Origin of the sequence: Pseudomonas sp. NMI542_15 (assembly GCF_021283425.1) — a bacterium.
Taxonomy (GTDB): Bacteria; Pseudomonadota; Gammaproteobacteria; order Pseudomonadales; family Pseudomonadaceae; genus Aquipseudomonas; species Aquipseudomonas fortuita.
This window is the reverse complement of the sequence record NZ_JAJSRO010000001.1, coordinates 444,512-460,198: the sequence shown is the minus strand read 5'-3', so window position 1 is coordinate 460,198 and position 15,687 is coordinate 444,512. Positions and strand designations below refer to the sequence as shown.

General features: G+C 61.5%; 14 protein-coding genes. 7 read left to right on the top strand and 7 right to left on the bottom strand.

Features of this window, described 5'->3' with window-relative positions; translation table 11 throughout:
• Positions 1–59 precede the first annotated feature (59 nt).
• The 5 genes from LU684_RS02055 to LU684_RS02035 all read right to left on the bottom strand — a co-directional run bounded on the left by LU684_RS02055 (position 60) and on the right by LU684_RS02035 (position 5,566).
• A complete protein-coding gene (locus tag LU684_RS02055) occupies positions 60–2,450 on the bottom strand; it encodes a TonB-dependent siderophore receptor (protein WP_232894138.1) in 2,391 nt (796 codons plus the stop codon).
• 113 nt (positions 2,451–2,563) lie between these two features.
• Positions 2,564–3,412: a FecR family protein gene (locus LU684_RS02050; protein ID WP_060517762.1), complete on the bottom strand. Its 849-nt coding sequence runs from the start codon at positions 3,410–3,412 to the stop codon at positions 2,564–2,566.
• Positions 3,409–3,930, bottom strand: a complete 522-nt coding sequence (locus LU684_RS02045) for an RNA polymerase sigma factor (protein ID WP_096426959.1) — start codon at positions 3,928–3,930, stop codon at positions 3,409–3,411. The genes LU684_RS02050 and LU684_RS02045 overlap by 4 nt, the downstream gene beginning before the upstream one ends.
• A gap of 77 nt (positions 3,931–4,007) precedes the next feature.
• The gene (locus tag LU684_RS02040) at positions 4,008–5,222 is read right to left on the bottom strand and encodes a type II toxin-antitoxin system HipA family toxin (RefSeq protein ID WP_197888097.1); all 1,215 of its coding nucleotides are present in this window, start codon (positions 5,220–5,222) and stop codon (positions 4,008–4,010) included.
• A complete protein-coding gene (locus LU684_RS02035; RefSeq protein WP_016487142.1) occupies positions 5,222–5,566 on the bottom strand; it encodes a helix-turn-helix domain-containing protein in 345 nt (114 codons plus the stop codon). Before LU684_RS02035 ends, LU684_RS02040 begins: the two co-directional genes overlap by 1 nt.
• Positions 5,567–5,853: 287 nt before the next feature.
• Between LU684_RS02035 and LU684_RS02030 the strand changes: the two genes are divergently transcribed.
• Positions 5,854–7,455, top strand: a complete 1,602-nt coding sequence (locus LU684_RS02030) for a mechanosensitive ion channel family protein (RefSeq protein WP_016487143.1) — start codon at positions 5,854–5,856, stop codon at positions 7,453–7,455.
• Between the two features lie 18 nt (positions 7,456–7,473).
• Here the strand turns inward: LU684_RS02030 and paaX are convergent, their stop codons facing one another.
• Together paaX and paaY are read right to left on the bottom strand one after the other, a co-directional pair.
• Positions 7,474–8,397: a phenylacetic acid degradation operon negative regulatory protein PaaX gene (gene paaX, locus LU684_RS02025; protein ID WP_186506764.1), complete on the bottom strand. Its 924-nt coding sequence runs from the start codon at positions 8,395–8,397 to the stop codon at positions 7,474–7,476.
• 77 nt (positions 8,398–8,474) lie between these two features.
• Positions 8,475–9,074, bottom strand: coding sequence for a phenylacetic acid degradation protein PaaY (paaY, locus tag LU684_RS02020; RefSeq protein ID WP_016487145.1), 600 nt, complete (start codon positions 9,072–9,074; stop codon positions 8,475–8,477).
• Positions 9,075–9,424: 350 nt separating this feature from the next.
• Here paaY and paaF point away from each other — a divergent pair, with 350 nt between their 5' ends.
• The 6 genes from paaF to paaK all read left to right on the top strand — a co-directional run bounded on the left by paaF (position 9,425) and on the right by paaK (position 15,631).
• Positions 9,425–10,198: a 2,3-dehydroadipyl-CoA hydratase PaaF gene (gene paaF / locus LU684_RS02015; protein WP_016487147.1), complete on the top strand. Its 774-nt coding sequence runs from the start codon at positions 9,425–9,427 to the stop codon at positions 10,196–10,198.
• Positions 10,199–10,232: 34 nt separating this feature from the next.
• Positions 10,233–11,024 (top strand): 2-(1,2-epoxy-1,2-dihydrophenyl)acetyl-CoA isomerase PaaG, encoded by a 792-nt coding sequence (paaG, locus tag LU684_RS02010; RefSeq protein ID WP_232894064.1) that lies wholly within the window; start codon positions 10,233–10,235, stop codon positions 11,022–11,024.
• Positions 11,025–11,026: 2 nt separating this feature from the next.
• Positions 11,027–12,544: a 3-hydroxyacyl-CoA dehydrogenase PaaH gene (gene paaH / locus LU684_RS02005; RefSeq protein WP_060517769.1), complete on the top strand. Its 1,518-nt coding sequence runs from the start codon at positions 11,027–11,029 to the stop codon at positions 12,542–12,544.
• Positions 12,537–12,977 carry a hydroxyphenylacetyl-CoA thioesterase PaaI gene (paaI, locus tag LU684_RS02000; RefSeq protein WP_060517770.1) on the top strand — a complete coding sequence of 147 codons (441 nt, stop codon included), beginning with the start codon at positions 12,537–12,539 and terminating at the stop codon, positions 12,975–12,977. Before paaH ends, paaI begins: the two co-directional genes overlap by 8 nt.
• Positions 12,970–14,190 (top strand): 3-oxoadipyl-CoA thiolase, encoded by a 1,221-nt coding sequence (gene pcaF / locus LU684_RS01995; RefSeq protein ID WP_232894063.1) that lies wholly within the window; start codon positions 12,970–12,972, stop codon positions 14,188–14,190. Before paaI ends, pcaF begins: the two co-directional genes overlap by 8 nt.
• Before the next feature lie 121 nt (positions 14,191–14,311).
• Positions 14,312–15,631: a phenylacetate--CoA ligase PaaK gene (gene paaK / locus LU684_RS01990; protein ID WP_232894062.1), complete on the top strand. Its 1,320-nt coding sequence runs from the start codon at positions 14,312–14,314 to the stop codon at positions 15,629–15,631.
• The last annotated feature ends 56 nt before the right edge of the window (positions 15,632–15,687 follow it).

The following is a 15,687-nucleotide window of genomic DNA, read 5'->3' as shown; positions in this document are numbered from 1 at the left end:
ACGCTAAATGTTCATTTAGTTTAGTTATATTCAGACCGTGCTGAACATGGCCTGCAAGATCACCATCGGTGGGTATAACTCGCTGTGATTACGGCACCGGGCGCTGGCAAGTGGCTGGTGTTGTTGCTGTTCCGCATCAGCTGGCTATAGAGCGGATAATAGTACCGATTGAACAGGTTCTGTACGCCTACGCTGATCTGATCCCCTTCACTCAGTTGGTACTGGCTGATGACGTCCACCGTGGTGTAACCCTCCACCCTGCGTCTGCCAAAACTCTCTACGCCATTGAGGCGGTAGTCCTCTGCGCCAAAGTAAGTCGCCTGCACGCGGTGGGTCCAGTCTTCGTCAGGTTTGTATTGAAGATAAGCCGTCAGCTTCAGCGGTGGAATACGGTAGCCCGTCATGTCTTGCCAATCGCCTCCGTCCGGTTGCTCGCGCCCTTTCATCCAGGTGAAGCTCCCCCCTGCCCCCCAATGCTCGTGTCGGGTCAGCCAGTCGGCACTGCCCTCAACACCGTAGATCCGTTCCTGGGTGCGCGTGAGGATCAGGCCATTGTTGAAGCTTTGCACATCCCCCAATTTGGAAGTGGTATAGAAAATGGCCAGCGATGCCAGGGTCTGCTCGCCCAGGTCGCCGCGCCAGCCGAGTTCGTAGTTGTTGGTCTTGACCGGTTCCAGATTGGAAGATCCGACCTCGAAGTCCCGCCGCGCATTACGCAATTGCACGCCAATGTCGGGCAGTTGGAAGCCTTGGCTGAAGGCGGCATATATCGCCTGTCCGCTGACCGGCGAGTAAGTCAGGCTGATATTGGAAAGCAGCGCATCGTAATGCACCTTGCCGCCTTCCACCGTGGCTGGGCTCGCTGCAGTCGATTCGGACAGCGGCACGAAGTCCCCGTATTTAGCAGTGGCATATTCATAACGCACGCCGCCCTCCATTGACCACTGCTCGGTGAAGCGGTGCTGCAACTGTGCAAATGCGCCTACGCTGCGGGACGTCAGGTCTGGCATGTACGTCAACTTGCCGATCTTGTTGAACACCGCCCCACCGCTCGCATCGAATTCCTGCGGGTCGAAGATATCGATGGGCATGTCGCTGCGCTCCTGGTTGAAGTCGCCACCCCATAACACCTCGGTATCCGAGCCGCCTAACGGGGTTCGCAGCGTGATGCGGCTACCAAAGACTTCACTGTTTTGCATGACTTGATCGACATTGCGCCCGCGGGTGGCCACGCCTCGCGCATCGAATGGTGTGAAGCGGGTGAAATAGTCGCGATAGTAAAGCTGGGTGTCGAGTGTGCCTCCGAGCACCTCTGTGTGGGCATACTGAAGATTCACTAATGTGTTCTTGATCTGGTTTTGCTCGTCGAGTGACAACCCGGACAACGGTTGCGCAGGGACTGAACCCGGCGGCAACCGGCTGACCGAGGGGTCGGCGGTATAGTCACTGTCCTGCTCGGCGTTGTAGTGGCTAAGCGAAAGCTGAACGCGCTGTTGCTCATCAATGCGCCAGCCGAATTTGCCGCCAATGTTGTAAGTGTTGGAATCAAACAGGTCGCCTTGGCTCGGCTCGGGCGCAATACGATGCCCTTTGGCGTCGTAAGAGGCGCCGATATGGCGTGCACCGAAATCAAGCGCGTAATCCAAGGCCCCTTGTGAGCCGGCAACATGGTGCTGTAACTGCCCTCCCAGGCCATCGCTGTCCATCTGGCTCAAGGGCGACACGCCGGTCAACGTAGTTTCGGCCATTGCTTCACCGCCGGCTGGCCGCGTGGTGATAGAGATGATCCCGCCCGTTGCACCGGCGCCGTAGATAGCACTGCTGCCGCGAATCACCTCGATGCGCTCGATCAATGCCGGGTCGATGTTGGCCAGGTTACGCGAGGAGTCACGGTTGGTGTTCAGGGGCACGCCATCGACCAGGACCAGCATCGTACGTCCACGCAGGGTTTGCCCATAATCGGTGATGGTTCGGCTTGAATCGGCCATCCCCGGGATGCTCTTGGCCAGTAACGTCGCCAAACCATCAGAGCCTTGGCGCAGTTGCTTCAGTTGCTCTCGCTCGATGACATTTACCTGGCGAGCCTGCGCTACCACGTTGCTGGAAAGCCGAGAGGACGTGATCTCCACGTTGGCCAGCTCCACCGTACTGCTGGTTGAAGCCAGCCCCCTGCCCATCATGGCATCGTTTGGCGGCACAACAATGAAGGTACGCTCGTCACGCGCCTTGCCGACCAGCCCGCTGTGCTCAAGCACATGCTCCAGCGCCTGCTCCAGTGTGTAACGCCCTTGCAGCGCCGGCGCCTGCTTCCCCGCAGTCAGTTCACTGGAAAACAGCACCTGGGCGCCCGCCTGGCGAGCCACGGCATTCAATGAGCGCTCCAGTGTTGATGCGGGAACATTGAATTCAACCACCACCAACGCTTGTGCGTGCGACCATTGGCTGGCCATCAGGGTGCTGGTCAAGACCGATACGTGCCAAGGTGCACGCAGGAAGAGCTGACTCACTTTTATTCTCCAAGAGATGGGTACAAAGTGATAGCCGCCTCCCAGCGGTCGCAACCCTACCTCGTTGGCGAATTATTTTTTGCCCCTTTGGGGTGAATGCGCAGGTTTGCGCCTTCCCTGGTGACCTTTACCGGAAGAATTTCAGGCAGCAGCGCCAGCAAGGTTTCGGCTTGGTCGCTGTTGAAAACACCTGAAACCGGCAAGCGCCCTACTTCAGGCCCCACCAGCTCGACCGGCTGGGCGTAGTAACGTTGCAGTGCGGCAACGACCTCAACCAGTGGTGTGCCTTCGAACACCCATCGGCTTTGCTGCCATGCAATCGCGTCTTCGACACTGCTCTTGACCACGTCAGCGGGGATGCCGCTGTGGACGAGCAACTGCTGCCCGGCCAGCAGCTGCGAGGTACGGTCCAAGGCGCGCCCTTTGACTTCCACCTGGCCTTGGGCAACAGTCACCCGGACATCATCCGAGTATCTATTGACGTTGAATCGGGTGCCGACCACACGTATAGCGGCAGTGCCTGCATCGACCAGAAACGGCCGATACAGCATGGGCGAAACGGCGAACAGTGCCTGGCCCCGTACCAACTCAATGTTCCGACTACGCAAATGCCAGCTCACGCGCACCTCGCTGCCACCGTCCAGCTTGATCTGGCTGCCATCGGCCAACTGCACCGACTGGCGTTGCCCCACCTGGGTGACATAGTGCTCGTTGCGGTACGCAGGGTTCTGCCACACAGCACCTGCCACCAGGGCCAACACCAGCAACGAGACTGCCTTGGTGCTTTTGCGAGGCTTTCTGGCAGGTGGCGGGCTGGGTAGAGGGAAACGCAGCTTCAAGTCCTCGCGACACGTGGCCAGCGCATCATCGACTGCGGCATCGTCTTTATCGCGTAGACGGCTCACGGTGCCCCCTCGCTTTGCAGATATTCACGGCAAGCGATCATACCAAGGCGCAAATGCTTTTCTACCGTTTTCAGGGAAATGCCCAGGCGCTCTGCGACCTCGGCCTGCGGTATCTGGTGCAACTTGTGCATGATGAATACTGCCTGGCAGCGAGGAGGCAATCGGGAAATGGCGGCAACCAGCTTGTCCAGTGTCTTCGCGGCATCGACCTGGCGCTCCTGTGGTGCTGCACTGCAGGCTACTTCAGGGAGCTCGGCCAGTGTGATGATCACGTTGCCCCGCCGGCGCTCGCGACGACAATGCGAAACCGCATTGTCATGGGCGATCTTGCGTAACAGCGCCAAGGGCTGCCGCACCCCTTCTCGCTCGTCATCCTCCAGCAACTGCACGCAAAGGTCATGAACGACTTCACGCGCGAAGACCCGTTCACCGAAGCGCCGGCGCACATGGTCGACCAAGTCGTCGTAATGACGGATCAGGGTGGCGAGCAATGATGGCTTTGGAGGATCTGCCTGCACGATAGCGTTGAACAGAGAGGAAATGAGATGCAAGTATAAATGGGAATGCATGTCATTTAAAAGCGAAAGACGCTCGCTCAGCTGAGCATCCGCACCGCACTCGCCGCCTCACACGCCATGCGCAAATCTTCCCCCGCAAGCAACTGCTGGTAATGCGCCTTCAACGCCTGCTCCCACCCCGCCACTTCTTCCAGTAGCTGCTCGGCCTGCTCCCGCGTCAAGGCAAAGTGAGCGTGGTGACTGAGCAGGTTTGCGCGGCTGATCTGGCGGCCTTCACGGCCAACAGCCATGGCCAAGGTCTGGGCCGGCCCTTCTTCGAGCATCGGCAGTACGTCGTACATCGGTGACAGACGCCACCCGCCGGCCACCCAGATCACCGCATGGTTGCGTGGATGGTCGTCAGAGTTCCCCACCAGGGCGTTGTAGCACATGCGCTTGAACAGCTCCTGCAGATCAGCGTCGGGCACACCCCGCCGGCGCATTTCATCGGCTACTGCGGCGTAGCGCCAATCCCGGTGGTGTGCGCCGTTCCATTCCGAGTCCAGCAGGGTCAATGCGCTGAGCATGGGAATGCGCCGGGCGCCCTGTGCAATCGGCGTGCGGTCGAAGCGCTCGATCAGCAAGGTTGAAGGGTTTTCGGCATGCAACGCGGTTTTTGCGACGTTCAAGCCTTGCCCTGCTGCAAAGGTCATGCAGGCATATTCGATCGAGGGCAGGTCGTAGTGATCGAAGCGATCACGGGGCTTGGCCAGAATCAGCATACCGTTGTCCTGCAGCGTACGTTTTGGGCGCGCGCCGCCCAGGGCGGAACGCTGCTGGCGTACGTTGAGGGTTGCCACCGACTCGGCGTCGAGCTGGCCGTCGTACACCGCTTCGCACGCGGCGACGAATTTCGCCAGGCCTTTCAAGGTGGGTACCGCACCATCGCCCAGGCCAGGTGCGGGCGTGGTTGCGCCGCCGGCCATCAGGTTGCCGACGCGGTCGTTGTTCGGTGACTTAAGCAAGAAATCGAGCGTGCCCAGTTCCTGGCCGTACGCCCGATGCAGCAGCCGCTCACCCCAGCCATCAGGCATGGCGTCATTGATGAAGCCGGGTATGCCGCGGTTCTTGGCGATCCCTGTATAGGGCTCGGCACGCAGGGGGTAATTGATCGGGTCGGGTACCCAGCCACCTCGCGCCACATGGTCAGGCGCATAGAGGAACTCACCGACCTTGCCTTTTAGGGTCAGCCGGCCAAGGGTGATGACCTCAGCTGTGTCGGGGTGCTCCATATAGATGTAGGCACGGGACATCAGAATTCCTCAGGCTTGGGTTTTGCCAGCCGCACGCGGCGGGATGCGAGGCGCTGGTGGGCATCGTCGTCATCACTGAAACGGGTGATCTGGGAGGTTTTTTCAATGCCTTCCAGCGAGGCGAAGACTGTGTCGCTGATACCCAGGCGCCATAACACCAGCATGAACGAACGCAGGTCCACGCGCGCGGAGCCGCCTTCGATCTTGCGAAGGTTATGCGCGGAGACGCCGATTGCTACCGTGAGGTCTGTTTGGCGTAAACCGAGCGACAAACGCTTTGCCTTGACCAGAAGCCCTATTTTATTAAGGGTATCGGCGCAGGCGACGGGAAAAAAGTCATCCATAAAGTCAACCAGCACTAATATTAAGTTGTATAAGGTAAACCATAGCACGCTTTAAAGGTTTTCACGATCAAGATAACACGCACCACCATAAGCCTTAAGTGTCATAAAGATCGTTATGGTTAACCTTATATTTGGGTATTTACGGCCTGGTTACCCGTGGACGCGATGCTGGGCAGGCCAGAAACCCGACTATGCTGGAAGCAGCCCAACCTCGGGTCGCAGGGGAGCGAAGCATGAGGATCATGCGTGGATGCAGGCAAGCGTGTTGGCTGGCTCTGGCGCTACAGATGCTGTGCTCAACCCTCCTACATGCAGAGGGCCTGGAGCCTTCAGCGACGCCAGCCGGTGCTGCAACGCCTGAACCTGCAGCGCTGCAAATCATCAACCGCACGGTATTTGTCTTTCGTGCCACCTTGCTGGGTGAAACACCACAGGTTCGAGCCCTTCGGGCCAAGTCGGCCATTGAAGAGGCGTTGCAGGATGAAGATGACCAGGGCATTAGAATCGACTCTATCCTGAACAGTTACCTGGTACTGCTGGGCGATCGCCGCGCGTTCATCGTCACACCGCAGGACGCCGCCGCCAACGATATCACCGCGCGCGAAGCCGCCGAGCTGGCCGCAGAGAACCTGCGCCTGGTGGTCGAGGAAACACGCCAGGCGCGCAGCGTGCGCTTTCTGCTCAATGCTGTCGGCTATTCGGCGGCGGCCACCTTGCTGTTCATGCTTCTGGCCAAGGGCGCGCGAGGTGTGCGGCGCAAGCTTTTGGGGCTGTTGCCCAGACTGATGGGCAAGCACTCCGAGCGTTTCAGGGTGGGTCAAACACCCCTGTTCGACCTGCAGAACCTCTACTACCTGGCCGATCGTTCGCTGTGGCTGGTGTACTGGCTGGTGCTGCTATTGCTCTGCTACCAATGGCTGGGCTTCGTACTGTCGCAGTTCCCCTATACCCGGGCGTGGGGTGAAAGCCTGAATGTCTACCTGATGGCGCTGCTCGGCTACCTGGTCAGCGGTATCCTACACGCCATCCCTGGGCTTGCCGTTGCCCTGTCGATTTTCTTCATTGCCCGCGGTATCAGCGCGTTTTCCAAGCGGGTGCTGCGGCGCATGGCACGGCCGGGCACGTTGAAGTGGCTTACCGAAGAAACCCTGCAGCCCACCATGCGGCTGACGTCATTGGCGATCTGGCTGTTCGCCCTGGTGATGGCCTACCCGTACCTGCCTGGCTCAGGTACCGATGCGTTCAAGGGCCTGTCGGTACTGCTCGGGCTGATGATCTCGCTCGGGGCCACCAGTGTCGTCGGCCAGGCTGCGGCCGGGCTGATTCTCACCTATACAAGGACGCTGCGCGCCGGTGAGTTCGTGCGCGTGGGCGACTACGAAGGCACGGTGACCGAGGTGGGCATATTCACCACCACCATCCGCACCGGCCTTGGCGAGGTGCTCACGCTGCCCAATTCCATGATCACGGGCACCGTGACGAAAAACTACTCACGCATCGTCGAGGGGCCAGGCTATGTGGTCGATACGGTGGTGACCATCGGCTACGACACGCCGTGGCGGCAGGTCGAAGCCATGTTGCTGGAGGCGGCCCGGCGTACCGATGGCGTACTGGCAAAACCCGAACCCCAGGTGTTCCAGACGGCGCTGTCGGATTTTTATCCGGAGTACCGCCTGGTGGCCCAGGCCATTCCGTCGCTGCCCAGGCCACGCGCCCTCCTCCTCAGCCTGCTGCACGCCAATATCCAGGACGTTTTCAACGAGTACGGCGTGCAGATTATGTCGCCCCACTACCTCGGCGACCCGCTGCAGGCCAAGTGGGTGCCAAGGGAGCAGTGGTACGCCGACCCTGCCAAGCCAGAACATCCGCAACCACCCAGCAAGCCTTGAAAGGGAATATCGCCGGCTTCAGCCCAAACCACCAAACCGCTTGTAGAAGCTCTCGTTGACATCCGGCAGCGGCCCATCCGCCGTCTCCAGCGCGGTCCCCAGCCACGCTTCGGCCTTGTCCCACACCAGCCGATAGAGGTTACGGCACAACTGGCGAGCAGCCCTGCCTTCCCAGTCCCCAGGCAGCAGCTCATCCGGCAACTGCGGGTCACGCAGCAGCAGCCGGCGGTACTCGTGGATCAACAAGGTCCGTGCCAGGAAGCAGTCCTGGGCATCGAGCTCTTTCTGCTCCTTGAGCGCCTGCCACAGCGGCCGGAACAAGCGGATGAATTCGCTGTAGTGCTCGCCCAGTTCCTGGATCCGCCAGCTCTCCCGCACCTGGGCGCGCATGGCCTTGGAGGCCAGTACTTCCTGGGTGTGGGTTTCGAAGACGATGCTGTCGTCAGTGGCGTCCAGCTCGCGCAAGGTGGTCGCCAGGTCGGCACGATCAGCGCGCGGGCAGCCGAGTACGTTCGGGGCGATGGCGCCGTAGCCTTGCCACTCCAGTTCTTCGCGCACGGCCTTGCGCTTGCTGGCCTCCAGCTGCGACAGCAACACCAGCGTCCAGGCGCCGTCCCAGGCGGGCAGGCTCGCACTGTAAACGCGCTTGAAGGCTTTTTCGAAACGGCGCCGGCCCGTGCCGGTGAGGCTGTAATAGCTGCGCCGGCCGACTTTTTCGGCGGTCAGCCAGCCTTCCTTGGTCAGGCGAAAGATCGACGTGCGGATCAACCGCTCGTTGATACCTATCGGCTCCAGCAGGTTGATCAGGCTACCCAGCCAGACGGTCCCGCCGTGAGGCTCGATGGCATCGCCGTACAGCGTGATGATCAGCGAGCTGGCGCGGATTGGCGTCTGCTCCTGAAAGCGGGTGATCAAATGGTTCAGTGGGGCAAGATTGCTCATGGGCGAACTGTGCGCGGATAAAGCACCGACTATACCTGTGCGGCGGGCCGCCTGGCCAATGCGGGTGGCTGCCAGGCTCATGCGCTTGCCTGGCCTTTGGGCCTGAAGCCGGTGTCTTCCATACGCGGGCGCCCCACTTCTGCCTCGGCCAGCGGCGGGCATTCGACCATGCTGGTCATGCAGCGCTGCGTCAGTTCCTGGTACTGCGCAGTGCCGGCCTGCTTCCAGGCCAGCTCCTGATCGGTCAACGGGCGCTTTACCAGCGCTGGCGAACCCATCACCAGGCTCTGAGCCGCACATTCGAAGCCGGCCTTGACGAAAGCGGTGGCCGCAACGATGCAGCCTGGCGCTACGTGGGCGCCATCCATGACCACTGCGTTCATGCCGATCAAGGCGTCTTCGCCCACGCGGCATCCGTGCAGCACGGCGCCATGGCCGATGTGCCCGTTGCGCTCTACTACGGTGTCACCACCCGGGAAGCCATGCATCACGCAGGTGTCCTGAAGGTTGGCGCCCTCCTCTAGCACGATGCGGCCGAAGTCGCCCCTGAGCGATGCCAAGGGGCCTATGTAGCAACGAGGGCCGACGATGACATCGCCGATCAGTACTGCACTGGGATGCACGTAGGCGGTCGGGTGAACCACGGGCGTCAGGCCGTCCAGTCGATAGCAAGGCATGCGAACTCCAGAAATGATTTGAAATGGGACCTGATCTTTTATCACAAGGAAATTTCTCGTCAAACGCCATCGCTGTATCACTTTATATCTGCTTGGATCGACAGGCGAAAACACTCGAAAATCAGTAAAAAATCGACATTATACGGTTTAAAAGTCCTTAATTTTAACGATTGAAATAGTTAAAGATCTCATTAAAGGGATACGACATTGCATTTTTTATGTTGATTTCGTGTATCGCATAATGCATATACTGGGCTCACCTGTTCGTGACCCAGCATCACGACCCTGCAAACAATTCCAAGAAATGCCGGCCCCACGATGTGCCGTGCGTGCAGCCAGAGGACCCCGACATGCCGCGATATCTCAATGTGCAGGCGCCGGAAAACGGCGTTCAGCTCATCACCTTGCAACGGCCAGAGGCTCTCAACGCCCTGTGTACCGAGCTACTGGCAGAGCTGGCCACTGCACTGGATACAGCCGCCCAAGATGATCAGACCGCTGCGGTGGTGGTCACTGGCAACCGCAAGGCATTCGCCGCAGGCGCTGACATCCGCGAAATGGCCGAGCGCGACCTGGTCGGCATCCTCAACGATCCTCGGGTAGCCCACTGGCAGCGCATCGCCGGCTTTGCCAAGCCGCTGATTGCGGCAGTCAATGGCTATGCCTTGGGCGGTGGTTGCGAGCTGGTGATGTGCGCTGACATCGTCATCGCCGGTACCGACGCCCGTTTCGGCCAGCCGGAGATCAACCTCGGCATCATCCCCGGCGCTGGCGGCACCCAGCGCCTGTTGCGCGCCGTTGGCAAGCCATTGGCCATGCAGATGGTGCTGACCGGCGAAGCCATTAGCGCCCGTCACGCCCAGCAGGCAGGCCTGGTCAGTGAAGTGACCCAGCCCGAATTCACCGTAGAACGCGCCCTGCATGTGGCCCGCAGCATCGCCGCCAAGGCGCCGCTGGCCGTGCGCCTGGCAAAAGAGGCGCTGCTGAAGGCCGGCGATACAGACCTGGCCAGTGGCCTGCGCTTCGAACGCCATGCATTCACCCTGCTGGCCGGCACCGCCGACCGCGACGAAGGTATCCGGGCCTTCCAGGAAAAGCGCCAGGCCCGTTTCCAAGGCCGCTGATCACCTTTCCCTCGACTGACGGAGCGAGTCTGTCATGACTTTCCAGCACATCCTGTTTTCCATTGAGGACGGCGTCGCCCTCCTCTCCTTGAACCGCCCCGAGCAGCTGAACAGCTTCAACACCGCCATGCACCTGGAAGTACGCGAAGCACTCAAGCAAGTGCGCCAGAGCAGCGATGCGCGGGTGCTGTTGCTGACGGCTGAAGGCCGCGGCTTCTGCGCAGGCCAGGACCTGTCCGACCGTAACGTTGCTCCAGGCGCTGAAATGCCAGACCTGGGCGCTTCAATCGACACGTACTACAACCCGCTGGTACGCACCCTGCGCGACCTGCCACTGCCGGTAATCTGTGCGGTAAACGGTGTTGCCGCCGGGGCCGGCGCGAATATTCCGCTGGCCTGCGACCTGGTACTGGCCGCCCGCTCGGCAAGCTTCATCCAGGCATTTTGCAAAATTGGCCTGGTGCCAGACTCTGGCGGGACCTGGCTGCTGCCGCGCCTGGTCGGCATGGCACGGGCCAAAGCCTTGGCCATGCTGGGCGAACGCCTTGGCGCCGAACAGGCACAGCAATGGGGGCTGATCCATCGCGTGGTTGACGATGCTGCACTGCGTGACGAAGCCCTCACACTGGCCCGCCAGCTCGCCACCCAGCCTACCTACGGCCTGGCGTTGATCAAGCGCAGCCTCAATGCCAGTTTCGACAACGGCTTCAATGAACAACTGGAGCTTGAGCGCGACCTGCAACGCCTGGCCGGGCGTAGCGAGGACTACCGTGAAGGCGTCAGCGCCTTCATCAACAAGCGTACTCCCGCATTCAAGGGGCGCTGAACATGGGCGCACTCGCAAGCAATGTGCCCGTAGCGGTGATCGGTGCCGGTGCCATGGGGGCCGGCATCGCCCAGGTGGCGGCTCAGGCCGGCCACCCGGTAAAGCTTTACGACAACCGCCCAGGGGCCGCTGCCCAAGCAGTGGCCGGTATTGATCGCCAGCTCGCCCGGCTCGTGGAAAAAGGCAAATTGCAGGCTGTCGAGCGTGAAATGATCAGCATCCGCCTGTGCCCGGTCGACACGCTCGACGCGCTGGCCGATGCCGGCTTGGTGATCGAAGCCATCGTCGAGAACCTGCAGGTCAAGCAGGCGCTGTTCAATCAGTTAGAAGCCCTGTGCACAGCAGATTGCATTATTGCCAGCAACACTTCATCGCTGTCCATCACCAGCCTTGCTGCCGGCCTTGAACGCCCGCAGCAGGTGGTGGGGATGCACTTCTTCAACCCCGCACCGCTGATGGCGCTGGTCGAGGTGGTGTCGGGCCTGGCAACTGAACCGGCCGTGGCCGCGTGCATCTACGACACCGCCCAAGCCTGGGGCAAACAGCCGGTGCACACGCGCTCGACACCGGGCTTTATCGTCAACCGTGTGGCGCGGCCTTTCTATGCCGAAAGCCTGCGCCTGTTACAGGAAGGAGCGGCCGATTGCGCCAGCCTTGATGCGCTGCTGCGTGATGCCGGTGGTTTCCGTATGGGTGCGTTCGAGCTTACCGACCTGATCGGCCACGACGTCAACTACGCCGTGACCTGCTCGGTGTTCGACGCATTTTATGGGGACTTCCGCTTCCAGCCTTCACTGGTGCAAAAAGAGCTAGTGGATGCCGGTCGCCTCGGCCGCAAGACAGGCCAAGGCTTCTATAGCTACGCTGAAGGCGCGCAGCGCCCAGTGCCGGCCGAACTGCACAGCCCCGCCAGTGTTGATGCCTGTGTTGTCGAGGGGCATCTGGGGGTGCTGCAGCCACTGGCTGAACGCCTGCGCGATAACGGCATTGCCATCACCCAGCGTGCTGGCAGCGGCGTGATCCAGGTCGGTGATGCCACCCTGGCACTGTCCGATGGCCGCCTCGCCAGCCAGCGCGCCCGTGAAGATGGCCTGCGCAACCTGGTGCTGCTTGATCTTGCGCTGGACTACAGCACCGCCTCACGTATTGCCATCAGCTGGTCGGCCGATACCATCGCAAGCGCTCGTGACCAGGCTGTGGCCCTGCTGCAGCGGGCCGGCCTCAAGGTTACTGCTGTCGCCGACCTGCCCGGCCTGGTGGTGCTGCGCACAGTGGCAATGCTCGCCAACGAAGCTGCCGATGCCGTGTTACAGGGCGTCGGCAGCGCCGCTGACATCGACCTGGCGATGCGCGCCGGTGTCAATTACCCCTGTGGCCCGCTGGCCTGGGCTGCGCACATCGGCATCGCCCACACCTTGCGCGTGCTCGACAACCTGCAGCGCAGCTACGGCGAGAGCCGCTACCGCCCTTCTCTGCTGTTACGCCGTTGCGAGGCCAAAGGAGGCACCCTGCATGACTGAACTCGAACTGGCACAAGCCTGTGCCGACGCCATGTATGCCCGAGATCTGGCCACCCAGGGCCTGGGCATCAGCCTGCTGGATGCCGGCCCGGGCCGGGCAAGCCTGCGCATGCCGGTACGCGCCGACATGATCCAGGGCCACGGCACCTGCCATGGCGGTTTCCTCTTCGCCCTGGCCGACTCGGCGTTTGCCTTCGCCTGTAACAGCTACGACCAGGCCACCGTGGCACTGGGTTGCAGCATCGACTATCTGGCACCGGCGCTGCGCGATGACGTGCTCACCGCCGACGCCAGCGAGGTCAGCCGCAAAGGCCGCACCGGCCTGTACGACGTGCGCATCCACAACCAGCGCGGTGAGCTGGTGGCGATGTTCCATGGCAAATCCTACAAAGTGCGCGGCACCGTGCTGGCGCAGGAGACGCAAGATGACTGAACACACCCTCGCCGACGCCCTGATCATCGACGCCGTGCGCACCCCCATAGGGCGCTATGCCGGGGCTTTGAGCGGCGTACGTGCCGATGACCTCGCCGCCATTCCGCTGAAGGCCTTGATCCAGCGCCACCCCGAGCTGGACTGGAAAGCGGTCGACGACGTGATCTTCGGCTGTGCCAACCAGGCCGGCGAAGACAATCGCAACGTGGCCCACATGGCCACCCTGTTGGCCGGGCTGCCCCCCGAAATACCGGGTACCACGATCAACCGCCTGTGCGGCTCCGGCCTGGACGCCATCGGCAATGCTGCCCGCGCCCTGCGTTGCGGCGAAGCCGGGCTGATGCTGGCTGGCGGCGTGGAGTCGATGTCGCGCGCGCCCTTCGTCATGGGCAAGTCGGAGCAGGCCTTCGGCCGCGCAGCCGAGTTGTTCGACACCACCATCGGTTGGCGCTTCGTCAATCCGCTGATGAAGGCTGCCTACGGCACCGATTCGATGCCGGAAACCGCTGAAAACGTCGCTGAACAGTTTGCTATCTCCCGCGCCGACCAAGATGCCTTCGCGCTGCGCAGCCAGCACAAGGCGGCCGCTGCTCAGGCCCGCGGCCGCCTTGCGCAAGAAATCGTGCCGGTCGAAATCCCCCAGCGCAAAGGCCCGGCCAAAGTGGTCGAGCACGATGAGCATCCGCGCGGCGACACCACGCTGGAACAACTCGCCCGTCTCGGCACCCCGTTCCGTGAAGGAGGTAGCGTCACCGCCGGCAATGCCTCCGGTGTCAACGACGGCGCTTGCGCCCTGTTGCTGGCCAGCAGCACCGCTGCCCGCCGCCATGGCCTGAAGCCCCGCGGCCGTATCGTCGGCATGGCCGTGGCCGGGGTTGAGCCACGGCTGATGGGCATCGGCCCGGTGCCGGCAACCCGAAAGGTACTTGAGCTCACGGGATTGTCACTGGCCGACGTGGACGTCATCGAGCTAAACGAAGCCTTCGCCGCCCAAGGCTTGGCGGTGCTACGCGAGCTAGGCCTGGCCGACGACGACCCCCGGGTCAACCGCAACGGCGGAGCCATTGCGCTGGGCCATCCGCTCGGCATGAGCGGTGCACGCCTGGTAACCACCGCGCTGCACGAACTGGAGGAAACTGCCGGCCGCTATGCCCTGTGCACCATGTGCATTGGCGTTGGCCAGGGCATCGCCATGGTCATAGAACGCCTCTGAGCGGGTCACACCTTCAGCCTGTTACCGAACCGAACGCAGCCGTATATGCTGCGCTCATGACACTCACCGCGCGGCCCGTAACCGGCCCCGCACGGCGTACAAGAACAATTCGAGTGAAGCCATGAACATGTACCATGATGCCGACCGTGCCTTGTTGGACCCGATGGAAACCGCCAGCGTCGATGCCCTGCGCCAGCACCAGCTGGAGCGCCTGCGCTGGAGCCTGAAGCACGCCTACGACAATGTACCGTTGTACCGCCAGCGCTTTGCCGAATGCGGCACCCACCCCGATGACCTCAAGTGCCTGGCCGACCTGGCGAAGTTCCCCTTCACCGGCAAGAACGATCTGCGCGACAGCTACCCCTACGGCATGTTTGCCGTACCCCAGGAGGAAGTGGTACGCCTGCATGCTTCCAGCGGTACCACCGGCAAGCCTACGGTGGTCGGTTATACGCAGAACGACATTCATACCTGGGCCAATGTGGTCGCCCGCTCGATCCGCGCTGCGGGTGGGCGCAAAGGTGACAAGGTGCATGTTTCCTACGGCTACGGCCTGTTCACCGGCGGGCTGGGTGCGCATTACGGCGCCGAGCGCCTGGGCTGTACGGTAATCCCGATGTCGGGTGGTCAGACCGAGAAGCAGGTGCAGCTGATCCGCGACTTTCAGCCCGACATCATCATGGTGACGCCGTCCTATATGCTCAACCTGGCCGACGAGATCGAGCGCCAGGGCATCGACCCCCATGACCTCAAGCTGCGCCTGGGTATTTTCGGTGCCGAGCCGTGGACAGACGAGCTGCGCCGTTCGATCGAGCAGCGTTTGGGCATCAATGCCCTCGACATCTATGGCCTGTCGGAAATCATGGGGCCCGGGGTGGCGATGGAATGTATCGAGACCAAAGACGGCCCGACCATCTGGGAAGACCACTTCTATCCCGAGATCATCGACCCGGTCACCGGTGAGGTGTTGCCGGACGGCCAACTGGGCGAACTGGTGTTCACCTCGCTAAGCAAAGAGGCGCTGCCGATGATCCGTTACCGCACCCGCGACCTTACCCGCCTTTTGCCCGGCACAGCCAGGCCCATGCGGCGGATAGGCAAGATCACCGGGCGCAGCGACGACATGCTGATCATTCGCGGCGTCAACGTGTTCCCGACCCAGATCGAAGAACAGGTATTGAAAATAAAACAGCTTTCCGAGCTGTATGAGATTCACCTGTATCGCAATGGCAACCTGGACAGTGTCGAAGTGCATGTTGAATTGCGTGCGGAGTGCCAGCACCTCGATGAAGGCCAGCGCAAGCGGGTGACCGGGGAGTTGAGCAAACAGATCAAGACCTACATCGGCATCAGCACCCAGGTGCACCTGCAGCCTTGCGGCACGCTCAAACGCTCCGAGGGCAAGGCTTGCCACGTGTATGACAAACGGTTGGCCAGCTGAGTCATTCATCTGCCTGTGCAGCCCCGGCACTGTCCGGGGTTTTTTTTGCGTGTTAT

What these genes read in the sequence shown, in the direction of transcription:
- pcaF (WP_232894063.1), top strand. Translation starts at nt 12,970, where the DNA reads ATGACTGAACACACCCTCGCCGACGCCCTGATCATCGACGCCGTGCGC.
- paaF (WP_016487147.1), top strand. Translation starts at nt 9,425, where the DNA reads ATGCCGCGATATCTCAATGTGCAGGCGCCGGAAAACGGCGTTCAGCTC.
- paaK (WP_232894062.1), top strand. Translation starts at nt 14,312, where the DNA reads ATGAACATGTACCATGATGCCGACCGTGCCTTGTTGGACCCGATGGAA.
- paaG (WP_232894064.1), top strand. Translation starts at nt 10,233, where the DNA reads ATGACTTTCCAGCACATCCTGTTTTCCATTGAGGACGGCGTCGCCCTC.
- paaH (WP_060517769.1), top strand. Translation starts at nt 11,027, where the DNA reads ATGGGCGCACTCGCAAGCAATGTGCCCGTAGCGGTGATCGGTGCCGGT.
- paaY (WP_016487145.1), bottom strand. Translation starts at nt 9,074, where the DNA reads ATGCCTTGCTATCGACTGGACGGCCTGACGCCCGTGGTTCACCCGACC.
- LU684_RS02040 (WP_197888097.1), bottom strand. Translation starts at nt 5,222, where the DNA reads ATGTCCCGTGCCTACATCTATATGGAGCACCCCGACACAGCTGAGGTC.
- paaI (WP_060517770.1), top strand. Translation starts at nt 12,537, where the DNA reads ATGACTGAACTCGAACTGGCACAAGCCTGTGCCGACGCCATGTATGCC.
- LU684_RS02055 (WP_232894138.1), bottom strand. Translation starts at nt 2,450, where the DNA reads ATGGCCAGCCAATGGTCGCACGCACAAGCGTTGGTGGTGGTTGAATTC.
- paaX (WP_186506764.1), bottom strand. Translation starts at nt 8,397, where the DNA reads ATGAGCAATCTTGCCCCACTGAACCATTTGATCACCCGCTTTCAGGAG.
- LU684_RS02030 (WP_016487143.1), top strand. Translation starts at nt 5,854, where the DNA reads ATGCTGTGCTCAACCCTCCTACATGCAGAGGGCCTGGAGCCTTCAGCG.
- LU684_RS02035 (WP_016487142.1), bottom strand. Translation starts at nt 5,566, where the DNA reads ATGGATGACTTTTTTCCCGTCGCCTGCGCCGATACCCTTAATAAAATA.